Genomic DNA, 24894 nt, shown 5'->3' on the forward strand with positions numbered 1-24894 from the left:
CATGTGGGCGAGCCCAGTGAGCTGGTGGACTGGGCCTCGGGTGGTGTGGAGCTGCTCACGGAGCCGCGTCCGTGGCCCGCGGACGAAAGCCGGGTTCGGCGGGCGGGTGTGTCGTCCTTCGGGATCAGCGGGACCAACGCCCACGTCGTCCTCGCGGAGGCCCCGGCCGAACCGCGCGGCGAGGAAACCTCGGACGGCGCCGACTCGCCGGACGGCACAGGGCTGCCGTGGGTGGTGTCGGCGTGCTCGGCGGAGGCACTGACCCGGGCAGCGGGACGGCTGGCCGGGCACGTGCGGGCGCGGCCCGGGCTCAGGCCCGCCGATGTGGCGTTCTCCCTGGCTGCCGGGCGCTCCGCCTTCGCGTCACGCGCCGTGGTCTCCGGCGCCGGCGGACGCGACGGGCTGCTCGCCGGACTCGACGCACTGGCCTCCGGCGAGGCCGGCGGTGAGAACGGTGTGTCCCCCTCCCGAGCCGTGTTCGTGTTTCCGGGGCAGGGGTCGCAGTGGGTGGGGATGGCGGTGGGGTTGCTGGATTCCTCGCCGGTGTTCCGTGGGGTGATCGGTGAGTGTGAGGTGGCGTTGGCGCCGTTCGTGGACTGGTCGCTGACGGCGGTGCTGCGGGGTGAGGAGGGTGCGCCGGGTCTGGACCGGGTGGATGTGGTGCAGCCGGTGTCGTGGGCGATGATGCTGGCTCTGGCGGCGTTGTGGCGTGCCGGTGGGGTGAGTCCGGTCGCGGTGGTGGGTCATTCGCAGGGCGAGATCGCGGCCGCGGTGGTGGCGGGTGGTCTGTCGTTGCAGGACGGTGCCCGGGTGGTGGCGTTGCGGTCGAAGGCGTTGCGGGTGTTGTCGGGTGGTGGGGCGATGGCGTCGGTGGGGGTGGCGCATGCGCAGGCGGAGGAGTTGCTGGCCGGGTGGTCGGGGCGGATCTCGGTGGCTGCGGTGAACGGTCCTTCGTCGACGGTGGTGTCGGGGCAGCCGGAGGCGGTGGAGGAGTTGTTGGGCCGGTGTGAGGCGTCGGGTGTGTGGGCGCGCAGGATTCCGGTCGATTACGCCTCCCATTCACCGCACGTGGAGGAGATCCGGGAGGTTCTGGCGCGGGAGTTGCAGGGGGTCGAGCCGCGTGCGGGGGAGATTGCGTTCCATTCGACGGTGACGGGTGGTGTGCTGGACACGGGTGAGCTGGACGGGGGGTACTGGTTCCGGAATCTGCGCAGCCGGGTGCGGTTGGCGGAGGTGGTGGCGGGGCTGGCGGCGCCGGACGTGGTGTTCGTGGAGGTGAGTGCGCATCCGGTGCTGGTCTCGGCGATCTCGGAGACGGTGGGGGCCGGTGGTGCGGTGGTGGGGACGTTGCACCGTGACCGTGGTGGTCTGGAGCGTTTCGTGGAGTCCGTCGCGGAGGCGTGGTCGCACGGTGTGGCCGTCGACTGGCCGGCGGTGTTCGGGCCCTACCGTGCCGCCACCGTCGAGCTGCCCACCTACCCGTTCCAGCGGCAGCGCTACTGGCTCGACCCCGAACCCGCCACGAGCGACGCCCGGAGCCTCGGTCTGACCTCGCCCGGACACCCCCTGCTGGGCGCGGTCGTCGAACTCGTCGAGGAGGACCGGCTGGTGTACACCGGGCGGCTCGCGCTCGACACCCAGCCCTGGCTCGCCGACCACGCCGTGCACGGCACCGTCCTGCTGCCCGGCACCGCGTTCCTCGAACTCACCATGGCCGTGGGCACCAGGGTGGGCTGGGCACGACTGGTCGAACTCACCCTCCAGACACCGCTGGTGCTCGAACCGGACGCGGCCGTACAGCTCCGGGTGACCGTCGAGCCCCCGGCTGCCAACGGACAGCGGGAGCTGGCCGTGCACTCCCGGCCGCAGGACGCCGACCCGGACCGCCCCTGGACGCGGCACGCCGGCGCGCTGCTCGACATCGACGACGGCGCCGCCGACTTCGACCTGGTCGAATGGCCGCCGCCCGCGGCCCACGAGATCGACATCGAGACCCGCTACGACGTCCTCGCCGAGGCGGGCTACGACTACGGCCCCGCCTTCCAGGGCCTGCGTTCCGCCTGGCGCACCGACCGCGACATCTACGCCGAGGTCAGCCTGCCCGCCGAGCTGGACGGTACCGCCTTCGGCCTGCACCCGGCAGTGCTGGACGCGGCCCTGCACGCCGTCGGACTGCTCGGTGAGGACGGCGGCACCGTCCTGCCCTTCTCCTGGTCCGGCGTCACCCGCCACACCGAAGGCGCGGACACCCTCAGGGTGTGGCTCAGCGCGACCGGCAAGGGCGGGGTGACCCTGCGCGCCGCCGACGGCATGGGCAAGCCCGTGCTGTCCGCGGAGGCGGTCACGATGCGGCCGTTCACCTCCGCCCCGGCCACCGGAGGTGGGGCCGACTCGCTGTTCCGGCTCGAATGGCAGCCGGTCCGGGGCACCGCGGCCGACATTGACGTCTGTCTGGTCACGGATCTGGCCGAAGTCCCGGAACCCGTACCGCAGGTGGTCGCTCTACGATGTCCGGCCGGGACGCCGGACTCGCGCAGCACCGGAGCACGCCTCGCCGAGGACGCACACCGGGCGGCGGGCTGGGCGCTCGGCCTGGTCCAGGAGTGGCTGGCCGACGCCCGCTTCACGGGCTCCCGGCTGCTGGTGCTGACCCACGGCGCGGCCGGCCCCGACGTCGAGAACCCCGCCCAGGCCACCGTATGGGGCCTGATCAGGTCCGCACAGTCCGAACACCCCGAGCGTTTCGCGCTGTTGGACGCCGATACGGCGCTCCGGGCCGACGCGGTGCCCGCGGCCGTACTCACCGAGCCGCAACTCGCCCTGAGGGCCGGCACCGTGCTCGCGCCTCGGCTGGCCCGGCACACCGGCATCGCCGACCTGGCCGGTGCTGCCCGGCTCGACCCGGACAAGACCGTGCTCGTCACCGGGGGCACCGGGGTGCTCGGCGCGCTGATCGCGCGCCGCCTGGTCACCGAGCACGGCGCCCGCCGGCTGCTGCTGGTCAGCCGCCGAGGCGCCGACGCACCGGGCGCCAGGGAACTGGCCGATGAACTCACCGGGGCGGGAGCCGACGTCACCCTCGCCGCCTGCGACACCGCGGACCGCGACGCGCTCGCGGACCTGCTGACCGGCGTACGGCTCACCGCCGTCGTACACACCGCGGGTCTGCTCGACGACGGCATGATCGGGTCCTTGACCGCCGACCGGCTGTCCGCCGTACTGCGGCCCAAGGTGGACGCCGCCGCACACCTCGACGAACTGACCGCGGACCAGGACCTCACGGCCTTCGTCCTGTTCTCCTCGGCGGCCGGCGTGCTCGGCAACCCGGGCCAGGCCAACTACGCCGCGGGAAACGTCTTCCTCGACGCGCTCGCCACCCGCCGCCGCGCCGCCGGGCACCCCGCGACCTCACTCGCCTGGGGCCTGTGGGCCGAACGCACCGGCCTGACCGGACACCTGGACGCAGATACCCTCTCGACCCGGGGCATCGCCCCGCTCTCCACCGAAGAGGGCCTCGGACTCTTCGACCGGGCGCTCGCCGACGGCACCGCGATGCTCGTACCGGCGCGCCTCGAACCGGCCGCGCTGCGCGCCGACGCGCTCGCCGGAACCCTGTCCCCGGTGCTGCGCTCGCTGGTGCGGGTCCCGCAACGTCGCCCCGGCACGTCCGGGCTGCGCCGCCGGCTCGCCCGGATGACCGAGGAGGAGGGCCGCCGGCTGCTGCTCGACCTCGTACGCACCCAGCTCGCCTCGGTCATCGGCCGCGACAGCGCGGACGGGATCGACCCGGACCAGCCGTTCAAGGGCTTCGGCGTCGACTCGCTGCTCGCGGTGCAACTGCGCAACCGCCTCAACTCCGTCACCGGCCTGCGCCTTCCGGCCACCCTGGTCTTCGACCACCCCACACCGGCCGCCGTCGCCGACTTCACGCTCGCGCTCGCCCAGGAGCGTGCCGAGCGCGCCGCCCCGCCCGCCACCGCCGTCGCACCCCGTACGGACGACGATCCGGTCGTGATCGTGGGTATGGGCTGCCGGTTCCCGGGTGGGGTGGACTCGCCCGAGGGGCTGTGGCGGGTGGTGGCCGAGCAGCGTGATGTGATCTCCGGATTCCCCACCGACCGCGGCTGGGACCTGGACGGCCTCTACCACCCCGACCCGGACCACTGCGGCACGTCCTACGTGCGGCACGGCGGATTCCTCCACGAGGCCGCAGGCTTCGACCCCGCCTTCTTCGGGATCTCGCCGCGTGAGGCGCTGGCGATGGACCCGCAGCAGCGTCTGCTGCTGGAGGTGTCGTGGGAGGCCCTGGAGCGGGCCGGCATCGCCCCCGGATCGCTGCACGGCAGCGACACCGGTGTGTTCGCCGGCGTCATGTACCACGACTACGGCGGTGGCGGCCGGATGCCGGAGGAGGTCGAGGGCCACTTCCTGACGGGCACCACCGGCAGCGTCGCCACCGGCCGGGTGGCGTACACGCTGGGTCTGCAGGGGCCGGCGCTCACGGTGGACACGGCGTGTTCGTCGTCGCTGGTGGCGTTGCATCTGGCGGTACGCGCGCTGCGCTCCGGTGAATGCTCGCTCGCCCTCGCCGGCGGCGTCGCCGTGATGTCCACCCCCAACACCTTCATCGAGTTCTCGCGTCAGCGGGGGCTTGCGGTGGATGGGCGGTGCAAGTCGTTTTCTGCGGGTGCGGATGGGACGGCGTGGGCCGAGGGTGTGGGTGTGCTGGTGGTGGAGCGGCTGTCGGATGCCCGGCGGCTGGGGCACGGGGTGCTGGCTGTGGTGGCGGGTTCTGCGGTGAATCAGGATGGTGCGTCGAACGGGTTGACGGCGCCGAGTGGTCCGGCGCAGGAGCGGGTGATCCGGGCGGCGTTGTCGGATGCGGGGGTGGCTGCTTCGGGTGTGGATGCGGTGGAGGCGCATGGCACGGGGACGGTGCTGGGTGATCCGATCGAGGCGCAGGCGCTGCTGGCCACCTACGGCAGGGATCGTGAGGACCGGCCGCTGCTGCTGGGGTCGTTGAAGTCGAATCTCGGGCATGCGCAGGCGGCTGCGGGGGTCGGTGGTGTGATCAAGATGGTGATGGCGTTGCGGCATGGTGAGTTGCCGGCGTCGTTGCATGTGGGCGAGCCCAGTGAGCTGGTGGACTGGGCCTCGGGTGGTGTGGAGCTGCTCACGGAGCCGCGTCCGTGGCCCGCGGACGAGAGCCGGGTTCGGCGGGCGGGTGTGTCGTCGTTCGGGATCAGCGGGACCAACGCCCACGTCGTGCTTGCTGAGCCGTCCGCCGACGACAGGACTGACGAAGCACCGGACGAAGAGCACCCGTTGGACGGCGCGGAGCTGCCGTGGGTGGTGTCCGGACGGTCTGCGCCGGCGCTGGCCCGGGCGGCCGGGCAGCTGGCCGAGTACGTGCGGGCGCGGCCCGGGCTCAGGCCCGCCGATGTGGCGTTCTCCCTGGCTGCCGGGCGCTCCGCCTTCGAATCACGGGCCGTGGTCCCGGGCACCGGCGGGCGCGACGCGCTGCTCGCCGGTCTGGACGCCCTCGCCTCCGGCGAGACCCACGTCGTGACCGCGGCTGTCTCCGGCGCCAGGCCGGGCCGCGCCTCAGGAGCACCTGTCGTCCTCGTGTTTCCGGGGCAGGGTTCGCAGTGGGTGGGGATGGCGGTGGGGTTGCTGGATTCCTCGCCGGTGTTCCGTGGGGTGATCGGTGAGTGTGAGGCGGCGTTGGCGCCGTTCGTGGACTGGTCGCTGACGGCGGTGCTGCGGGGTGAGGAGGGTGCGCCGGGTCTGGACCGGGTGGATGTGGTGCAGCCGGTGTCGTGGGCGATGATGCTGGCTCTGGCGGCGTTGTGGCGTGCCGGTGGGGTGAGTCCGGTCGCGGTGGTGGGTCATTCGCAGGGCGAGATCGCGGCCGCGGTGGTGGCGGGTGGACTGTCGCTCGAGGACGGTGCCCGGGTCGTGGCGTTGCGGTCCAGGGCGCTGCGGATGCTGTCCGGCGGTGGCGGAATGGCGTCGGTGGGGCTGCCGGCGGCCCAGGCTGAGGAGATGCTGGCCGCGTGGTCGGGGCGGATCTCGGTGGCTGCGATGAACGGGCCGTCGTCGACGGTGGTGGCCGGACAGCCTGATGCGCTCGAGGAGTTGCTGGCCCACTGTGAGGCGTCGGACGTGTGGGCGCGCAGGATCCCGGTCGACTACGCCTCCCATTCCCCGCATGTGGAGGAGATCCGGGAGATCCTGGCGGGTGAGCTGAAGGGAGTCAGGCCGCGGACGGGGAAGATCGCATTCCACTCGACGGTGACGGGTGGTGTGCTGGACACGGGTGAGCTGGACGGGGGGTACTGGTTCCGGAATCTGCGCAGCCGGGTGCGGTTGGCGGAGGTGGTGGCGGGGCTGGCGGCGCCGGACGTGGTGTTCGTGGAGGTGAGTGCGCATCCGGTGTTGGTCTCGGCGATCTCGGAGACGGTGGGGGCCGGTGGTGCGGTGGTGGGGACGTTGCACCGTGACCGTGGTGGTCTGGAGCGTTTCGTGGAGTCCGTCGCGGAGGCGTGGTCGCACGGTGTGGCCGTCGACTGGCCGGCGGTGTTCGGGCCCTACCGTGCCGCCACCGTCGAGCTGCCCACCTACCCGTTCCAGCGGCAGCGCTACTGGCTCGACCCCGAACCCGCCGTCGCACCGCACAGCAGGCCACGACCGACGGGACACCCGGTCGAGCCGGCAAGCCTGTTGGGTGCAAGGCTGCCGTCGCCGCTCGCGCAGGCGCAGTTCTCCTCCCGGCTCGACCCGGCGGCTCACTCCTGCCTCGGCGACTGTGTGGTCGGCGGGCGGCCGGTGGTCAGCGCCGGGGTGTACCTGGAGACGGCGATCGAGGCGGTGACCGAACTCGCCGGGCCGGGACCGGTGACCGTGGAGGGACTGGAACTGCCCGTCGACCTGGTGCTCGAACCGGTCGCCACCGATCCGTCGACGGTCACCGACCGCATGGCCCAACTCGTTCTGGACGGGGAGGAGTTCCGCTACTTCGCGCAGGACTCGGGCGGCGACTGGCGGCTGCACGCGCAGGGCCGGGCCCGGTCGGGCGCGCCGGCCGCACCCGCGGTGGCGCTCGCACTGGCCGAGTCGGGCCGCGAGCTGACCGGCGACGAGCTGTACCGGCTGCTGTGGCAGCGCGCACTGTACCTGGGCTCCGCCGCCCGCTGGGTGGAGCGGATCAGGCTCGGCCGGAGCGAGGCCACGGCCACGATCCGGCCCGCCGTGCCCGGGGAGGCTGAGCCCTACCTGATGCACCCGGGGCTCGTCGACGCCATGTTCCAGACCGCCCTGGCCTGCTTCCCCGGGGACGGCCCGGCGTTCGTGCCGGCGGGGCTCGACCGCTTCGTCCACTACCGCCCGGACGGCCCCTTCGACGGCCTGCGATGTCATGCCGAACTGCTCGACGACGGTGCCCGGGCGCGCATCCGGCTCGTCGCGGCGGACGGCCGCCTGGTCGCCGAGGCCGACGGCGTGCGCTTCGCCCCCGCCGTGACCCGGCCCGCAGCCGAACCCCCGGCCCCGTACGCGCCCGCATCCGCGGGCATGCCCGCACCGCGGCCGCGGGCCGCCGAAGGCCCGACGGCCTCCGACCCGGCCCGGACCGCTCCCGCCCCGGCCCCGACGGCCTTGGCCCCGGCCCCGGCGGACACGCCCGGGCAGGCGCCCGTCGTGACCCCGGAGGCGGTGCGGGCCCTCGTGACCCGGACCGTCGCCCAGGCGCTCGGCACCGCACCGGCCCGGCTCGACGCCCGGCAGCCGTTGCAGGCGCTCGGCCTGGACTCACTGATCGCGATGAAGATCCGGCTGACGCTGAACCGGCACTTCGACGTCCTGCTGCCGATGACGGCCTTCCTCAACGGCCGCAGCACCGACGACATCGCCGCCGACGTACTCGCCGGCCTCGGCACCGGATCGGAAGCGGAGGCTGCGCCGGCCGACGTGGAGGCTTCGCGTGCCCGGGCGGCATCTCCCCTGACCGAAGGGGACGTTCCGTCGGCCGATGCGGAAGCTCCGCGCACCCGAGCGGCATCTCACGTGGCCGAGACGAAAGCACCGCCGGCCGAAGCGGTAACTCTCCTGGCCGAAGCGGAAGCTCTGCCGGTCGCCGGGGCAGCCGTCCCCGCACCCGGGGACGACGACGCCGAGCGCTATGAGCCGTTCGGGCTGACCGACCTCCAGCAGGCGTACCTCGTCGGCCGGGGCGACGCCTTCGAACTCGGCAACACCTCCACCTACTTCCAGATCGAGATCGATCTGGAGAACGTGGACCCGGACCGGCTCGGCGCGTCCTTCCGGGCGATGATCGAACGGCACGACATGCTGAGGGCGGTCTTCACCGCCGAGGGCGAGCAGCGCGTCCAACGCGACGTCCCCGCCTATGCGATCCGCGAGACCGACGTCAGCGCACTGGACCCGGCCGGACGCGAGGCCGCGCTGGCCGCCGTCCACGAGGAGATGCGGCGCCAGGTCTTCGACACCACCCGCTGGCCGCTGTTCGACGTACGGGTGACCCGGATCGACGACCGGGTGATCCGCCTGCACGCAGGCTTCGACGCCCTGATCATCGACGGTTTCAGCACATCGATCCTGTTCAGGGAGTGGGCCGCCCACTACCGCGGTGAGACCCTGCCCGAACTGCGGCTGCGCTACCGGGACTACGTCGGACAGGCCCGGGCCCTTCAGAGCGGACCCGAGCACGAGCGGGCGCTCGCCTACTGGCGGAACCGGCTCGACACGCTGCCGCCCGCTCCCCAACTGCCGCTGGCGCTGGCTCCGTCGAGCCTGGACCGGCCGGTGTTCAACCACCGCGGCGCGACCCTGTCCGAGGAGGACTGGACCCGGTTCAAGCAGCACGCGGCGGCAGCCGGGGTCAGCGCCTCCGCGGCACTGTGCACCGCCTACTCCCAGGTGATCGCCGCGTGGAGCGCCACCCCCGACTTCTCGCTGAACCTGCTGTTCTTCAACCGGCTTCCGCTGCACCCGCAGGTCGGGGACGTCGTCGGCAACTTCTCCACCACCCTGTTGCTGGAGATCCGCGACGTGGCCACCGAGACGTTCGCCGCCCGCGCCGACAGCGTCCAGCGCCGGCTGTGGAGCGACCTGGAGCACAGCCAGGTCAGCGGTGTGCAGGTGCTCAGGGAACTGAACCGGACCCACGGCGCCTCGGTGCGCGCCGCCGCGCCGGTCGTCTTCACCAGCCTGGTGAACTTCGCCGGGCAGCAGGACACCGAGCGGCGAGGAGTCGTGCAGTATCTGGCCGGGATCGGCGAGAACGGCCGACAGGTCAGCAGCTCGGTGCGCACGCCGCAGGTGTGGCTGGACCACCAGGCGGTCGAGGAGGCCGGTGAACTCGTCCTGAACTGGGACGTGATCGAGGAACTGTTCCCGGACGGCTGCATCGACGCCATGTTCGCCGCCTACCAGCGGCTGCTGCACGACCTGTCCCGCGACCCGGCCGCCTGGCAGCGTCCCGCGGCCACCCTCGTACCGGACGCCGACCTGGACGTACGGGCCGCGGCCAACGCCACCGACGGGCCCGTGCCCGACGGGCTGCTGCACGACCGGGTCCTTGCCCAGGCGGCGCTGCGGCCCGACGAGCCCGCCGTCATCTCGCCGGCGCTGACCCTGACGTACGCCGGCCTCGACCTGAGGTCCAACCGGGTGGGGCACCGGCTGCGCGCTCAGGGAGCCGGCCCCGGCGACCTGGTGGCCATCGTCATGGACAAGGGCTGGGAGCAGGTCGTCGCGGCGCTCGGCATCCTGCGGGCCGGGGCGGCGTACGTCCCGATCGACGCCCAGGTGCCCGCCGAGCGGCTGCGGGTGCTGCTGGACAGCGCCGGGATCGGCCACGTCGTCACCCAGCCGTGGGTGGAGGACACGGCCGACTGGCCCGAGGGCCTGGCCAGGACCGTGGTGCGGGCCGACGACGAGGGCGACGAACGGCCGCTCGGGCCGTCCGGAGCCCGGCCCGCCGACCTCGCCTACGTGATCTTCACCTCGGGCTCCACGGGGCTGCCCAAGGGCGTGATGATCGAGCACGGCGCGGCCCTGAACACGGTGGTCGACGTCAACGAGCGCTACGGCGTCACCGCGGCGGACCGGGCGCTCGGCCTGTCCGCGATGAACTTCGACCTGTCGGTCTACGACGTCTTCGGGCTGCTGTCGGTGGGCGGCGCCCTCGTCCTGCCCGAACCGTCCGCCCACCGCGAACCCGCCCGCTGGGCCCGCCTCGTCGCCGAACACGGAGTGACCATCTGGAACAGCGTGCCCGCGCTGATGGAGATGTTCACCGAGCACGCGCTCGCCGGTGGGCTCACCGGGCTGCCGATCAGGCTGGTGATGATGAGCGGGGACTGGATCCCGGTGACCCTGCCCGGCCGGATCCGGCTGCTGCTGCCGGACGCCGAGCAGTGGAGCCTCGGCGGCGCCACCGAGGCCTCGATCTGGTCGATCTGCCACCCGATCGGGCAGGTCCAGGACGACTGGGCGAGCATCCCGTACGGCACGGCGATGCGTAACCAGCGCTTCCACGTCCTCGACGGCGCGATGCGGCCCTGCCCGGTGTGGGTGCCGGGCGACCTCTACATCGCCGGCATCGGTCTGGCCCGCGGCTACCTGAACGACGAGGCCAAGACCCGGGCCGCCTTCTTCCCCCACCCGGTCACCGGTGAGCGCCTGTACCGCACCGGCGACCTGGGACGCTTCCTGCCGGACGGCACCATCGAGTTCCTCGGCCGGCAGGACTCCCAGGTCAAGGTGCAGGGCTACCGCATCGAACTGGGCGAGGTCGAGGCCGCCCTCACCCAGTGCGAGGGGGTGCGGGCCGCCGCGGTCGTCGCGGCGGGCGAACGGCACGGTCCCAAGCGGCTGATCGCCTACGTCGTCCTCGACGACGGGCGCGAGGACACCGAGGAGCGGATCACCGAGGCACTGCGCCGCGCGGTCCCGCAGTATCTGGTGCCGCAGCGCATCCTGGTCCTGGACGAACTGCCGCTCAGCGACAACGGCAAGGTCGACCGGGCGGCCCTGCCCGCACCCGACGAGGTCGCCGTCGAAGCAGCCGGCTTCGTCGCGCCCCGCGACGACGTGGAACGCCGACTCGCCGCCATCTGGGCGGAGTTCTTCGGGGCGGCCGAGATCGGGGTGACCGCGAGCTTCTTCGAACTCGGCGGCGACTCACTGCTCGCCGTGCGGCTGATGGCCAGGATCGCCCGCGGTCTGGGCCGCAGCCTGCCGCTGTCCACCCTGTTCGCCCGGCCGACCATCGAACTGCTCGCCCAGGCGGTCCGGGAGGCCGCGGGCGACGACGGCCGCAGGGCGCTGGTACCGGTCCGCACCACCGGCACGCGGCCTCCGCTGGTCTTCGTCCACCCGGTCGGCGGCGACGTGCTCTGCTATGCGGAACTCGCCGAACTCCTCGGCGACGACCAGCCGTTCTACGCCCTCCAGCTGCCGGACGCGGAACTGCTCGGCGTGCCGGACATGGCCGCCCACTACGCCGCGGAGGTCCGTGCGGCGCTGCCCGAGGGTCCGTACCGGCTCGGCGGCTGGTCGATGGGAGGGGTGATCGCCCTGGAGATGGCCGCCCGGCTCACCGAGGCGGGCGCCGAGGTGGACCTGCTGGCCGTGGTCGACCTGATGGAGCCGCCCGGACCGGCCGGGGGCACGCCCGTCACCGACGAGGTACTGCTGTCCTGGTTCGCCCGGGACCTGGCGGGCCTGGCCGGAGTCGACTGGGAGCTGCCGCCCGAGGCGTTCGACGGCCGCCCGCCGGTCGAGGTGCTGCACACCGAGGCACGCGCCGCGGGCGCCCTGTCCGACGACGTCGACCTCGACACGCTGAGCCGCATCGTCGGCCGGTTCCAGAACAACTACCGGGCCCTGCTGCGCCATGAGCCCAGCCGTTTCACCGGCCGGGTGCTGTCGCTGCGGGCCGCGGACGGCGGCGCGACCGCCGAGACCGCACGGCGCTGGATGAAGTACTTCCCCGGCGACGCCGACCTCGTCGACGTACCCGGGGACCACTACACGGTGATGCGCGGCGAGCAGCTGCGCATCCTGGCCGCCGAGCTGCGCCGGGCACTCGACGCCGGCTGAAGCGACCGGCCGGGCCGTCGTCCGGGCGGCCCGGCCGGTCCACCCCGGACCGGCCCCCCCAGGGGACCGGTCCACCCCGGACCGGCCCCCTGGGGGTCCGGCGGGTCCAGGTCCAAGGAGTGAGGGAATTCGTAATGCGAACTGATCAGGCCCACCCGAAACGGTGGCTGATACTGGTCGCGATGGCGCTCACGATGTTCATCGCGACCATCGACAACACGGTGATGACCGTCGGCCTCGCCTCGATACAGCGCGGACTGGGCGAGTCCAACGCCCAGTTGCAGTGGTCGATGGATGCCTACACGCTCACCTTCGCGGCGCTGCTGTTCACCGCGGGCATCCTCGGTGACCGGTTCGGCCGGCGGCGGGTGCTGCTGGCCGGCCTCACGGTGTTCCTGGTCGCGTCCCTGGCCGGGGCGTGGTCCTCCAGCCCGGCCGAACTCGTCGGCTGGCGGGCCGTGATGGGTGTCGGTGCCTCCGTCGTGCCGGGCTGCACGATGGCCGTCATCGCGAGCGTCTTTCCCCCCGAGGAGCGGACCAGGGCCATCGGCTACTGGTCGACCTCGGCCGGTGTCGGCATCGCGGCCGGGCCGGTCGTCGGCGGCGCGCTGCTGTCCGCCTTCTGGTGGGGGTCGCTGCTGCTGGTCAACGTGCCCGTCGCGGTGATGGCTCTCGCGCTGATCGCTCTGCAGGTGCCGGAGAACCGCAGCGCCCGGGCCCCCCGGGTGGACGTCGCCGGGGTGCTGCTGTCGATCGCCGCCGTCGGCAGTCTCGTCTACGGGGTGATCAAGGGCGGCGAGGAGAGCAGCTGGCTGGAGGGCACGGTCCTCGGCCCGATCCTGCTCGGCCTGGTCCTGCTCACCGTGATGGTGCTGGCCGCACGCCGCAGGCAGGAGCCCGCGTTCGACCCGTCGCTGTTCACCGACAAGCGGTTCGCGATCGGGGCGGCGGCGCTGGCCGCGTCGTTCTTCGTAGCGACCGGGGCGACGTACATCCTCTCCTTCTACCTCCAGCAGCTGCGCGACTACACACCCGTGCAGGCCGGGCTGCTGACGCTGCCGCTCGCCGTCGGCTCGACGGTGGCCGGCGCGGGCGCCACCCGGCTGATCGCCCGCTGGGGACCCGCGATCGCACTCGGCGGCAGCGGGCTCCTGATGGCCGCGTGCAGTGTCTTCTACGCCGTGATGAACGCGGGCACCCCGATCTGGATCTTCGAGCTGGTGCATGCCCTGTTCGGACTGAGCTTCGGGGCGACGTTCGCGGTGGGCATGGCGGCGACCATGTCCGCGGTGCGGCCCGTCAAGGTCGGCGCCGGGTCGGCCGTCGCCAACACGGTGCGGCACATGGGCACGGCCTTCGGCGTCGCGGTGCTCGGCTCCGTCCTGGGGTCGGTCTACCGGCACTCGTTCCACCCCGCGGCCGGCACACTGCCCGCCGAGGCACGGACCTCACTCGGCGGCACCCTGCGCGCGGTCGTGCACGCACCGCCGGGCCTGCGCACAGCCATGGTCGCCGACGCCGACAGCTCCTTCCTGACCGGCCTGCACGCCGCGATGTGGGTCGCCGCCGTCCTGTGCGTCGCCGCCTCCGCCGTCGTCCTCGTCGGCCTGCGCCGCGGCCGAATCCCGGCCCGCCCGGCCGGTGAACGCCGCCCGGACGCCGTCGTGGGAGAGACCCGATGAGCGCGCTGCCGGCCACCGTGCCGGTCGCCGTCGTCGGAGCGGGCCAGTCGGGGCTCGCCGCCGGGTACTGCCTGCGCCGGGCCGGCGTGCGGTGCGTGCTGCTCGACGCCGGGAGCACGGTCGGCGAGACATGGCAGCGGCGCTGGGACTCGCTGCGGCTGTTCACGTCCGCGCAGTTCTCCGCACTGCCGGGCCTGCCCTTCCCGGGTCACGGCGCGCACTACCCCCACAAGGACGAGGTCGTGGCCTATCTGCGCGACTACGCCGAGCGGTTCGACCTCCCGGTGCTGCCCGGACACCGGGTGCTGGCGGTGCGCAGGGACGGTGACGGATATCTGCTGACCACGACGCACGGCGACTGCCGGGCCGGCCAGGTCGTCATCGCGACCGGCGCGTTCGGCACCCCCCGGCTTCCGGAGTTCGCGGCCGGGCTGAGTCCGGACGTGCCGTCCGTGCACACCGGCGAGTACCACAGGCCCTCCCAGGTGCCGCCCGGCACCGTGGTGATCGTCGGCGACGGCAATTCCGGGCGGCAGATAGCCGTGGAACTGGCCGGTACCCACAACGTGGTGCTCAGCTGCGGCGACGCCGTCTCACCGCAGCTGCCGCAGACCGTCGTCGGACGGGACATGTTCTGGTGGATGAGCGTCCTCGGGGTGATGAGCCTGCCGGTGAGCATGCAGGCACCCGACCCGATCGTCGGCGACCGGGTACCCGCGCTGGTCGCGGACGGCCGGATCCGGACGGTGGGCCGGATCATCGCGGCGTCGGGCGCCGAGCTGCTGGTGGCGGACGGCGAGCGCATCAAGCCCTCCGCGGTGGTCTGGGCGACCGGCTACCGCACCGACTGGAGCTGGCTCGACCCGGAGATGCTCGACGAGGCGGGGCAGCCCCGGCACACCGAGGGGGTGGGGGTACTGCCCGGCAGTTACTACCTCGGCCTGTACCGGATGCGCACCCGTGGCTCGGCGCTGCTCGGCTTCGTCGGCCGGGACGCCGAACGCGTCGCCGCGGCAGTCACCGCGGCCGCCCGCAGCACCCCGAGCGCTTCCTCCGCTTCCTCCGCTTCCACCGCGACAGAAGGCGAGCCGTCATGACCGGCAGCACCGTCACCGAACTCGACGTGCTGGGCGCCCTGTTGGCGTTCGACTTCATCGGCTTCGCGCAGAAGTCCGCGTCCCTGGACCGCACCGACCCGCACTATGGGCATGCGGTCGGCGTCGCCTTCGGCCTTGCCGTCCGCCGCCGCTTCCCGCAGGGCGCCACACGGGAGGAGATCAGCGAGTACCTGGCCGGTGTACTCGGCTCCCTGGAGGCCGGCGCGCAGGACTTCGACCCGGTGTTCCTCGAAAGCCTGGTGGCCGACGGGCTGGACGGGGCGACGGCGCTCGGCGGCGCATCCCCGGACCCGGACCCGGAGACCACGCTCCAGGCCCTGCTCCTGCTGACCTTCCGGCTGATACGGGAGCTGGGTCTCGACCCCGACCAGCAGCGGGAGTTGCTGACCGAGGCGGCGCACCGGGTGCGTGCCTGACGCGTACCGCAGGCGGCGCCCCGGACGGTCCGGGGCGCCGCACCGCCGCTGACCGGTGAGGCCGGGCCGTCTCTTCGTGGCGCGGCGCCGGTCACTGCCGACGCGGCGCCCCTCACCATGGACGCGGCGCGAGTCACTTCCGAGGCCGCGCGCGTCGCTCCTGAGGCCGCGGGACTCGCTCCTGAGGCCGCGGGACTCGCTCCTGAGGCCGCGCGATGGGCTCGTGAGGTCGCGCGCCGGTCACTCCTGAGGTCGCGTCGGCAGCTCCTCGGGCCGCGCCGGTCACTCCCGCAGCGGTCCGGATGTCTGCGGTGCGTCCGGGCTGCCCGAGGTCTGCGGTGCGTCCGGGCTGCCGGATACCTGCGGTGCGTCCGGGCTGCCGGACGCCGTGCGCTCCTCGCCGCCCGGTACGCGCGGGACCCGGACCTCCAGGGCTCCTTCCGCGTACATCGCCCGCACCGAGCGCTTGTCGTACTTGCCGACACTGGTCTTCGGCACCGCGTCCACGAAACACCACCGCTCCGGCACCCACCAGCGGGCCACCCGCCCGGCCAGGAACTCCCGCAGCTCGTCGACGCCGGTCTCGGCGCCCGGCACCAACGACACACAGGCCAGCGGGCGTTCCTCCCAGCGCGGGTCGGGCACACCTACCACGATTGCCTCCAGCACCGCGGGGTGCTCGATGATCGCGTTCTCCAGCTCGATGGTGGAGATCCACTCGCCGCCGCTCTTGATGCCGTCCTTCAGGCGGTCGCTGACCACCACCCAGCCACCCGGCTCGATCACTCCCAGATCCCCGGTCCGCAGCCAGCCGTCGTGGAACTTCTCCCGGGCGTCCGAGGTGTTGTAGTACGACCCGGTCACCCACGGCCCGCGCAGTTCCAGTTCGCCCACCGACCTGCCGTCCCACGGCTGCTCGGTGCCGTCCTGCGCGATCAGCCGCACCTCGACGCAGGGCATCACCCGCCCGCTCTTCGCCAGCCAGCCGATCTCGTCCTCGTCCGGGGTGCCGTGCGGCGGGACCGCGAAGGTGGCCAGCGGGCTGGTCTCGGTCAGCCCCCAGCCCTGCTTCAGCCGGACCCCGTAGCGGTCCTTGAGCTGCTGGAGCAGGGCACGCGGCGGGGTGGCGCCACCACAGCCCGCGAGCCGTACGCCGCTCAGGTCCAGCGGATGCCGCTCGCCGTGACGCACCAGGCTGTTCCAGATCGTGCAGATCGCCGCCACCGCCGTGGGTTGCTCCTCGTTGATGATCCGGGCCAGGTCCGGGGTGTGCAGCAGCCGCCCGTTCATGATCAGGTCGGAGCCGGCCAGCCAGGCGGCGTACGGCCAGCCCCAGGCGTTGGCGTGGAACATCGGCACGATCGGCAGGACCCGGTCGCCGTCGTGCATCGCGAAACCGGCGCTGGCCGACACACCGAGGGTGTGCAGGAAGATCGACCGGTGGCTGTAGGCCACGCCCTTGGGGTCGCCGGTGGTGCCGGTCGTGTAGCAGAGCGCCGCTGCCTCCCGCTCGTCCAGGTCGGGCCAGACGAAGCCGGGCCGCTCTGCCGCCAGCAGCTCGTCCCAGCGGTGCACGGTGAGGTGCCCGGGCAGGTCGGGCACGGGCGCGTCGCCGATGACGACCAGGTGGCGCACGCTGCCCAGCCGGTCGCGCAGCGGTGCGAGCACGTCCAGCAGGGCCGCGTCGACCAGGAGAACGGCGTCCGCGGCGTGCTCGACGATGTAGCCCAACTGGTCCCGGTGCAGCCGCAGGTTGAGGGTGTGCAGCACCGCGCCCATGCTCGGTACGCCGAGGTACGCCACCAGGTGCTCGGGGGTGTTCCAGGCCAGTGTGGCAACCCGTTCACCGGGTTGCACGCCCAGCCGGGTCAGTGCCGCGGCCAGTCGCTCCGCCTGGCCGGCGATGTCGGCGAAGGACTGTAAGGACCGTGCGGCCGGTCCGTCGGCACAGCGCACCACCCGGCTGTCCGCGTAGACGCGCTGTCCGTGCCTGAGGATGTCGCGGACCAGCAGCTCGCGGTCCTGCATCGTGCTCTTCATGGTGCGGCCCCTTAGAGGTGCGCAGTCAGAAGGTGCCCCCCGGCGTCCGACGGCGGCTGCCGCGCGTGCGGGAGCGCCGCCTTCGACAGCTTCGGAGGTAGCAGACCCACTCACCGTTCCGGGCCCGAACGTAGGAGGGCCCGAACACCGGGTCAAGGGGCCGCACAAAGAGCATGTGTCCGACACAGGGGGACATGGGCGACGGTCGGTCGTTCGTCCCCTCCTGCCGGTGACGTCGGCGCGAGGTCGGCCGTCGGCCGGACGACCCTCGCCGCCGGCCTGCGCTGCTAGGAGATCGATCCCTTCAGCGTCGCGGAGACATGCGCGGTGTCCAGCAGGTTGACCACGGCACTCATCTTCCCGTCACCGGTCGCGTGCGCGTACTCACCGGTGCCGCCCTTGATCGTGAACGTGCCGGACGGGTACACGGTGGTGCCGTTTGTGAGGGGCGCGGTGAGGTGGTAGTCGAGGGTGATCCGGTCACCGTCGGCAGCACCGACGATCGCGGTCCCGTTGATGTCGTAGTGGCCGGGGTAGGTCAGCGTGCAGGCCTTCTCCGTGTCCTGCCACGTGCCGCCTTCGCCGATCGGCTTGCCGGTGGCGGTGCCCTGCGCGGTCACGTCGAAGCCGCCACAGGTCAGGGCGTCCGGATCCACGGCGACGGTCGCCGCGAAGTTCGCGCTGATGTGGAAGGGTTGACGGTGCCGGTCAGCCGCCTGCGTGGGGCCGGACGCGGTCCCGGCGATCAGGAGCGCCGCGGCGATCGCGCCGGCTCCACGCGCTAACGAACGGCGCACAGCATTCCTCATGGGTCCTCCCGTTTGCTGTGAATGAGGTCGGGTGACGGAACGTCAAGGAACGCCCGCCGGGGGTAGTTTCCCCGGCGAGGTCCCCGCGGTCGAGGCGTCAGGCACCGCGTACCTCTTTCGGGTTGAGTTCAACGAATTGTGGGCGATCAGCATGAATTTCCTGCTATGTCACGTACGCGGACGAGTCGGGGATCCTGCCGGAGCAGGCTCCGCGGGAGCGGAACGCCGTGTCGGAACGCCCTCCCGTTCACTTGAGGCCGCTGAGCATGACCCCGCGGATGTAGTACTTCTGCAGCAGCAGGAAGAGGGTCAGGATCGGCAGGATGCTCAGGACGAGGCCGGCCATGACGATGGGCATCGTGCGGGCCGGGTCGACGTAGTCCTGCAGGAGCTGAATACCGACGGGCAGGGTCATCACGTCCGGGTCGGCGGTGGAGACGAGCAGTGCCCAGATGTACTCGTTCCACGCGTCGACGAAGGTCAGCAGCCCGAGCGTCACCACGACCGGCTTGGTCTGCGGCACCACGATCCGCCACCACACCGCGAACTCGCCGGCCCCGTCGATGCGCGCGGCTTCCAGGACCTCGTCCGGGATCGAGACCATGAACTGGCGCATCAGGAAGATCCCGAAACTGCTGACGAGGAACGGCATGGCGAGGGCCACGATGCTGACGGTCAGGCCGGCGCCGCCGCGCCCGAGCAGGTCGTTGCCGCCGGCCAGCGGCCAGTGCACCAGGATCAGGAAGTGCGGCACGAAGAAGAGGAACGGGGGGAACATCATCGTCGACAGCACCAGCCGGAAGACGAAGTCCCGCCCGGGGAAGCGGAGTTTGGCGAGCGCGTAGCCGGCGAGCGACGAGGTGAGCAGCACCGAGCCGGTGATCACGGTGGTCGCGACGACGCTGTTGCGAAAGAGCAGCGGCAGGTCGAGCTGGTCGACCGCCGCCCGGTAGTTGGACAGGTCGAAGGCCTTGGGCAGGAACCGGTACGGCAGCGTGCCGGCCTCGCCGGGCCCCTTGAAGGACGTCATCACCATGTCGAGGAACGGCACCACCGTGAGCACGGCGCCGGTCACGACCACCAGATACGACAGCCACGGGAAACGGCGGTGGTTCACGCGTCCTCCCCCTTGCGCCGGAAGATCCACAACTGCACCAGGGTGACCACCAGGACCACCGTGAACAGCACGAAGGCGGCGGCGCTCGCGGTGCCCCAGTCGCCGTAGGAGAAGGCCTGCTGGTACATCCGCAGCGCGGCCACGTCGGTCGCGTCGCCCGGGCCGCCCTTCGTCATCACGATGATCAGGGCGAACGACTGCAGCCCGGTGAGGAACTGGGTGATGCACACGAACAGCAGGGACGGCCGCAGCAGCGGCAGCGTGATCCTCCAGAACACGGTGACCGGCCCGGCGCCGTCGAGCGCGGCGGCCTCGTAGTACGACCCGGGTACGGACTTCAGCCCGGCGGTCAGGACGAGGATCGCCGAGCCGACCGAGGCCCAGGCCTGCACGACCACGACCGCGGGCAGTGCGGTGTCCGGGTCCTGCAGGAACGCCACCGAGCCGAGTCCGAGGGCGTTGAGGGCACCGTTGACGAGGCCGCCCGGCTCGTACATGTACTTCCAGACGTTGCCGACGGCGACGACGGTCGTGACGATCGGCAGGAAGTACAGGGTGCGCCACAGCCCCTGGAACCGCAGTTTGTCGATGCAGGTGGCGACGACCACGGAGCCGGCGAGCGCGAGGGCCACGGTGCCGAGGGCGAACAGCAGCGTGTTGGTGAGGACCGGCGTCAGGAACGTCGATCCGTCGGCGAAGAGGTCCGCGAAGTTGTCGAGGCCGACCGGTCGGATGGCGCCGAGGTCGAACCCGGCCCACCGGGACATCGACAGCAGCAGCGCGAAGCCCAGGGGCAGCACCAGGAAGACCGCGAAGAACAACAGCGAGGGCGCCAGGAAGAGATAGGCGACGACGGCCTGGCGGCGACGGTGCCCGCTCGGGGGACGGGCACCGCCGACGCGCGCGGCGGACCGCGGGCCGGGCGCTCGCTCGGCCCGCTCCGGCACCAGGGCGTTCACCATGAGCGCGACACCTCCTGGTCGACCTGACGGCGGGTGATGCGCAGTGCCTCGTCGACGGACTGCTGACCGGTCCACAAGGCCTCGATGTTCTTGCGCAGCAGCGACTTGGCCTGCTGCGCGCCCGGCACGTTCGGCTCCGGCACCGCGTACGCCAGCGCGTCCAGGAACGGGCGCAGGTTCGGATCGCCGCCCCGGCCGAGGAGCGTCCGCATGTCGTCGGCGCGGCCGGTCAGGGAGCCGACCGACACCTGGAGGGAGCTCATCCGGGTCGCTGTCGGGCCTTTACGAGTGCTTTTCACACCCGCCTTCTCGGCGTTGAGCCAGCGCAGGAACTCCCAGGCCTCGCGCGGGTGCCTGCTCGCCGTGTTGACCCCCAGCATGAAACCCGTGGAGAGCGTTGCGCGCTTGTCGCCCGCCCCGGGGACGGGCACGGGCGCGACGCCGACCTCGCGGTAGTCCTTGCCCATCACGGACTTCAGGGTCCCGGTCCACCAGCCGGCGCTGACCACCATGGCCACCTGCCCGGACGCGAAGGCCTTGTAGACGTTGACACCCGGGGCGCTCGCGCCCCCGACGACGAGGCGGCGCTCCAGCTCGAACACGGCCCGGCCGGCCGGCGAGTCGATGGCGGTGCTCCTGCCGTCCGCGGAGACGAACCGTCCGCCGGCGGCGCTGAGCAGGGCGAGCGTCTGGCCGACGGTGGTGGAGTCGTCGTAGGTCGACAGCCCGAACCCCTGGACCAGCGTGTTGCCGTACCGGTCCCGCCGGGCGGTGCGGTAGGCCACGTCCTCCAGCTCACGCCAGGTGCGCGGAGGGCCGTCGATGCCGGCCTGCCGCAGCAGACGCCTGTTGTAGTAGAGGGCGTACGTCTGCACCTCGGTGGGGTAGCCGTAGACCGTGCCCCCCACCGACGAGGAGCCGACCGCGGCCTCGCCGTAGCCGCGCCTGATCTCCTCGGCGTACTCGGACGGAGCGGGCCGCAGGACGCCGGCCCGGACGAGCTGGCCGTTCCACAGGCAGTAGGGGTGGAGGATGTCGGTGCCCTGGCCGGCCGCCTGCCGGACCATGACCGTGGTGAGCAGGTCCGTGAACTCGACGGCCTTCGTGCGCACCTTGACCCGGTCGTGCGTGGCGTTCCACTCGTCCACCGGGCCCTGCAGCGCCTCTTTCAGCGCCCCGCTCGCGTAGTGGGAGAGCACCGTGAGGACGATCGGATCCCCGGGCCGCCCGGTGCCCTGGTGCGGTGCGGCGCACCCGGAGGCGAGCAGTGCGCAGGGGAGCGTGAGCGCGAAGTGACGGCGGCTCAGGCTGCCGGTGCGGCGCGACGGCGTCACCGGGCGGCCTCCCGCCGCAGCACGCGGAACACCCGGCTGGTGGTGAAACCGGCCTTGCGGTACAGGTGGCCCGCCGCAGACCGCTCGCCGGTCCACAGGAACCACGCGGAGTGCGCACCACGTGCCCGCATCCGCTCCAGCACCAGGTGGAGCAGCACCTTGCCGAGTCCGGTTCCGCGGGTCTCCGCCAGCACGCCGAAGGGGCCGAACCGCTCGTCCACCGACTCGTACGCGCCGTGCATCGCCCAGCCGGCCAGGCGGCCCGAAGGATCCCGGACGACGACGATCCGGTCGAGCGGCGTGCCCGCGGCCAGGCACTGACGGATCGCGCGCGCCCAGTCCGGGTTGAAGTGGTTCCCGGCGAGCGCGACCAGGTCCACCAGGTCGTCGTCGGACGGCGTGGCGAACCGGTGGCCCTGGGCCGTCAGTTCGTCCAGGCGGCACGCGACGTCGTCCGGGAAGCGGTAGCCGACCAGGCCGCGGTCCATCGCCGCCGCCTCGTACAGCGTGTGGAACCCCAGGGACTCCAGGAGCCACGCCGCTTCCGGGTACGCCTCGGCGTCCAGGCCGGGGAGGATGTAGTTCGGGGTGTAGGAGGAGAAGTCCGCCCGGGTGCGGCCGTGGCCGTGCAGCCAGTCGAGCGCGTCGGTCAGCAGCCGGCGGCCCAGGCCACGCCTGCGTGCGGCCGGCTCGACGAAGAAGAACGGGATCCAGCCCTGCTCCGGCTCCAGGTCGGTGCCGGTCATCGGCGTCAGACGGCGCACCGCGTAGGCGGCGCCGACGACGCGGTCGCCGTCGACCGCGACCCGGAGCCCCTCCGGATCGAAGTTGGCGTCGAGCAGCACCAGGGAGCGGAAGCGGTCCGGGGTGATGGGGTCGGCCGGCGCGCTGCGGCGCCACGCGTCGACCAACTGCGGCCCGTCGCCCGCGCGAAAGCCACGAATCTCCGCCCGGGATGTCGTCGTGCGATCGGTCATCGACGCGGTTGTCCTTCCATGCGAGGGTCGCGGGCGGTCTCGGTCGTGATCGGTCGTGGCCGGTGCCGGCCGGTCGTGCGGCGGGGGAGGAGGCCTCACGTGTAGAGCAGCACCTCGTCGCCGGCCCACCGGCCGGGCGGCGCGGGCGGATCGCACAGCGGCAGCGGGTCCTCGCCCGCGTCGACGGCGCGCCGCAACCGGTCGGACCCCCACAGCAGGTCGATGAAGTGACGGTGGCCGGTCCCCTGCGCGCCGCCGTCCGTCGTGTGCCAGGCGAAGTCGTCCGGATACAGCCGGCGCAGCGTGGCGAGCATCGCGACGGCGGTCCGCACGGGAGCGAACGCCTCGCGGTCGGTGATGTGGAGCTGGACACCGCGCAGCGGCCGTCCGGCGTGTTTGTGGAAGGCCGGTACGAACCGCAGATCACGGAAGTGCACTCCGGGCAGGGCGAGTTCGGCGAGCGAAGGGGCGAACCGCGCGTCGATGTACGGGGCCCCGACGATCTCGAACGGCTGCGTGGTACCCCGGCCCTCCGAGACGTTCGTACCCTCGAACAGACAGGTGCCGGGATAGACGGCGGCAGTGGCGGGCGTCGGGACGTTCGGCGAAGGCGCGACCCACGGCAGGCCGACGGCCTCCGCGACCGCGCCGCGCCGCCAGCCGACGGCCTCGACCACCGTCAAGTCGGCTTGTTCTCCCGCCACTTGGGGCACAGCCGAGGCATTGAGATGCCGGGCGAGTTCACCGCAGGTGAGCCCGTGCCGGACGGGGAGCGCGGCGCGTCCGACGAAGCTGGCCCACGCCGGTTCGAGCAGCGGGCCCTCGCTGACGAGGCCGCCGAGGGGATTCGGCCGGTCGGCGACCACGAATCGCACGCCCGTACGGGCCGCCGAGACCATCAGGTCGAACATGGTCCACACGTAGGTGTAGAACCGGGCCCCGATGTCCTGCAGGTCGTACACCAGGGCGTCGACGCCGCTGTCGCGGAGCAGCCTGTCGAGACGTCCGCCGCTGCGCCGGTAGGTGTCGTGGACCGGCAGACCGGTGGCGGGGTCCACCTGCGCCGCCTCGCTCGCGCCGGCTTGGGCCGTCCCGTGCAGTCCGTGCTCGGGGCCGAACAGGGCGACCAGTCGCGCGCCGGCTTCGAGCAGCGCGGGCGCGGCTGGCCGCAGGTCGGGCAGGACGCCCGTGTGGTTGGTCACCAGCCCGAGCCGGCCGGGCCCGGCGAGCCCCGGCGACGCGTGCAGTCGCGCGATCCCGGTCGTCACCGCGACGCGGTCGTCCGTGCTCATCCTCTGGCCCTGTCTGCCGATGACGTCTCGAAGCAGTTGCCCGAAATGTAGTGGTATGCAATGGAATTTAGCAATGATCTGCGGGCCGTTCGTGCCGAGGACGGCCGGGAGTCTCCGACGGCGGTGATTTCTGCCCCGAGCGGCCCGGGGGTCCACGGGTTCCGGTTCCGGTGCCGCATGACAGGATGCGCGGGGCCGGACAACCGGCGCGATCCTCGTGCCGGTTGCGGAGCGCCTGCCCCGGCGACCTCGCCGGGGCTCGTGCGACCGTTCGCCGGGCCGCCCCGGTCCCCGACGACAGACAGGCACTGCCCATGACTGCCCAGTGGTACGTCCTCATCGAGGAGGACACGCGGATGACGAGGCACATCGAGGGCAAGGAACTCAGGCTGCACCGCTGGACGCTGACGGGCACTCACCGCATCGAGGGCGACGAGGCACGGGCCGCAGCAGTTGCCGAGGACGCCGCCCTGAACTACGTGCCACAGGTTCTCGCCCGCCACGCCCGGCCCGGAGACGAGCCGGCGCGCCATGCCTTCCTCGCCCCGGACGGTGCCTGGGTGGTGCTGGTCAGGCAGCGCCACCGTGAGTGCCACATACGGGTGAGCACGGCGCGGCTCATGCACTCCCGGGAGGAGAGAGAAGCGCCGTCCAAGACCCTGAAGGAGAAGTTCCGCAGCGCCCTGGAGGGACCGCCGCCTCCCGGCAAGCCGTGGGCGCCGCCGGGCAGGGCCTGAGCGGCGCGTCAGGAGACGAACCGGCGGAGAGGGCAGGATTCGAACCTGCGTGGGCCCCGTGGGGCCCGACCGTGAGGCATGCTCGCTGGTCCCCGATCAACCACTCCGGGCACCTCTCCTCGTTCCCGGCCCGGGGCTGCCCGTGCCGTTCACGTGAACAAGACTGGCAGGCCCCTCTGACGCGAGCCTGACGTGACGGTGACGCGGCCCGCCGGGCACGGCGCCGTCGGCCACGGTTCCGCCCGGCCGACGCAGTGGCGGCGGGGTCGGCGGGATCGGTGGTC

At 72.5% G+C, this 24894-nt stretch carries 12 protein-coding genes and 1 pseudogene; 5 read left to right on the plus strand and 8 right to left on the minus strand.

From position 1 onward, the window contains the following. Window positions 1-24 precede the first annotated feature (24 nt). From ACFZCP_RS42635 to ACFZCP_RS42650, 4 genes are all read left to right on the plus strand, one after another. Window positions 25-12126, plus strand: a complete 12102-nt coding sequence (locus ACFZCP_RS42635) for an amino acid adenylation domain-containing protein (protein ID WP_391442132.1) — start codon at window positions 25-27, stop codon at window positions 12124-12126. A gap of 134 nt (window positions 12127-12260) precedes the next feature. Beyond that, window positions 12261-13808, plus strand: coding sequence for an MFS transporter (locus tag ACFZCP_RS42640; RefSeq protein WP_391442137.1), 1548 nt, complete (start codon window positions 12261-12263; stop codon window positions 13806-13808). Continuing rightward, window positions 13805-14905 (plus strand): NAD(P)-binding domain-containing protein, encoded by a 1101-nt coding sequence (locus ACFZCP_RS42645; protein ID WP_391442139.1) that lies wholly within the window; start codon window positions 13805-13807, stop codon window positions 14903-14905. The genes ACFZCP_RS42640 and ACFZCP_RS42645 overlap by 4 nt, the downstream gene beginning before the upstream one ends. Further along, entirely contained in the window at window positions 14902-15342 is a 441-nt protein-coding gene (locus tag ACFZCP_RS42650; RefSeq protein ID WP_391442142.1) for a hypothetical protein, read from the plus strand. Before ACFZCP_RS42645 ends, ACFZCP_RS42650 begins: the two co-directional genes overlap by 4 nt. 282 nt (window positions 15343-15624) lie before the next feature. On the opposite strand, the gene ACFZCP_RS42655 is transcribed toward ACFZCP_RS42650, so the two are convergent. From ACFZCP_RS42655 to ACFZCP_RS42685, 7 genes are all read right to left on the minus strand, one after another. Continuing rightward, window positions 15625-17382 (minus strand): long-chain-fatty-acid--CoA ligase, encoded by a 1758-nt coding sequence (locus ACFZCP_RS42655; protein WP_391442145.1) that lies wholly within the window; start codon window positions 17380-17382, stop codon window positions 15625-15627. 287 nt (window positions 17383-17669) lie between these two features. Continuing rightward, window positions 17670-18179 carry a hypothetical protein gene (locus ACFZCP_RS42660; RefSeq protein ID WP_391442147.1) on the minus strand — a complete coding sequence of 170 codons (510 nt, stop codon included), beginning with the start codon at window positions 18177-18179 and terminating at the stop codon, window positions 17670-17672. Between the two features lie 259 nt (window positions 18180-18438). Then, complete coding sequence (locus tag ACFZCP_RS42665) at window positions 18439-19308, minus strand: carbohydrate ABC transporter permease (RefSeq protein WP_362699071.1); 870 nt, start codon at window positions 19306-19308, stop codon at window positions 18439-18441. Next, window positions 19305-20270 carry an ABC transporter permease subunit gene (locus ACFZCP_RS42670; RefSeq protein WP_391442153.1) on the minus strand — a complete coding sequence of 322 codons (966 nt, stop codon included), beginning with the start codon at window positions 20268-20270 and terminating at the stop codon, window positions 19305-19307. The genes ACFZCP_RS42665 and ACFZCP_RS42670 overlap by 4 nt, the downstream gene beginning before the upstream one ends. Continuing rightward, window positions 20264-21604, minus strand: coding sequence for an extracellular solute-binding protein (locus ACFZCP_RS42675; RefSeq protein WP_391442155.1), 1341 nt, complete (start codon window positions 21602-21604; stop codon window positions 20264-20266). The genes ACFZCP_RS42670 and ACFZCP_RS42675 overlap by 7 nt, the downstream gene beginning before the upstream one ends. Beyond that, window positions 21601-22581 (minus strand): GNAT family N-acetyltransferase, encoded by a 981-nt coding sequence (locus ACFZCP_RS42680; protein WP_391442161.1) that lies wholly within the window; start codon window positions 22579-22581, stop codon window positions 21601-21603. Before ACFZCP_RS42680 ends, ACFZCP_RS42675 begins: the two co-directional genes overlap by 4 nt. Before the next feature lie 95 nt (window positions 22582-22676). Beyond that, a complete protein-coding gene (locus tag ACFZCP_RS42685; RefSeq protein WP_391442162.1) occupies window positions 22677-23873 on the minus strand; it encodes an exo-beta-N-acetylmuramidase NamZ domain-containing protein in 1197 nt (398 codons plus the stop codon). A gap of 314 nt (window positions 23874-24187) precedes the next feature. Here ACFZCP_RS42685 and ACFZCP_RS42690 point away from each other — a divergent pair, with 314 nt between their 5' ends. After that, entirely contained in the window at window positions 24188-24610 is a 423-nt protein-coding gene (locus tag ACFZCP_RS42690) for a hypothetical protein (RefSeq protein WP_391442163.1), read from the plus strand. Between the two features lie 24 nt (window positions 24611-24634). Here ACFZCP_RS42690 and ACFZCP_RS42695 read toward each other — a convergent pair. Next, window positions 24635-24729 (minus strand): annotated as a pseudogene (locus tag ACFZCP_RS42695). Window positions 24730-24894: the final 165 nt, after the last annotated feature.

This window comes from Streptomyces sp. NPDC007971 (genome assembly GCF_042958635.1).
In the GTDB taxonomy this organism is placed as follows: Bacteria; Actinomycetota; Actinomycetes; order Streptomycetales; family Streptomycetaceae; genus Streptomyces.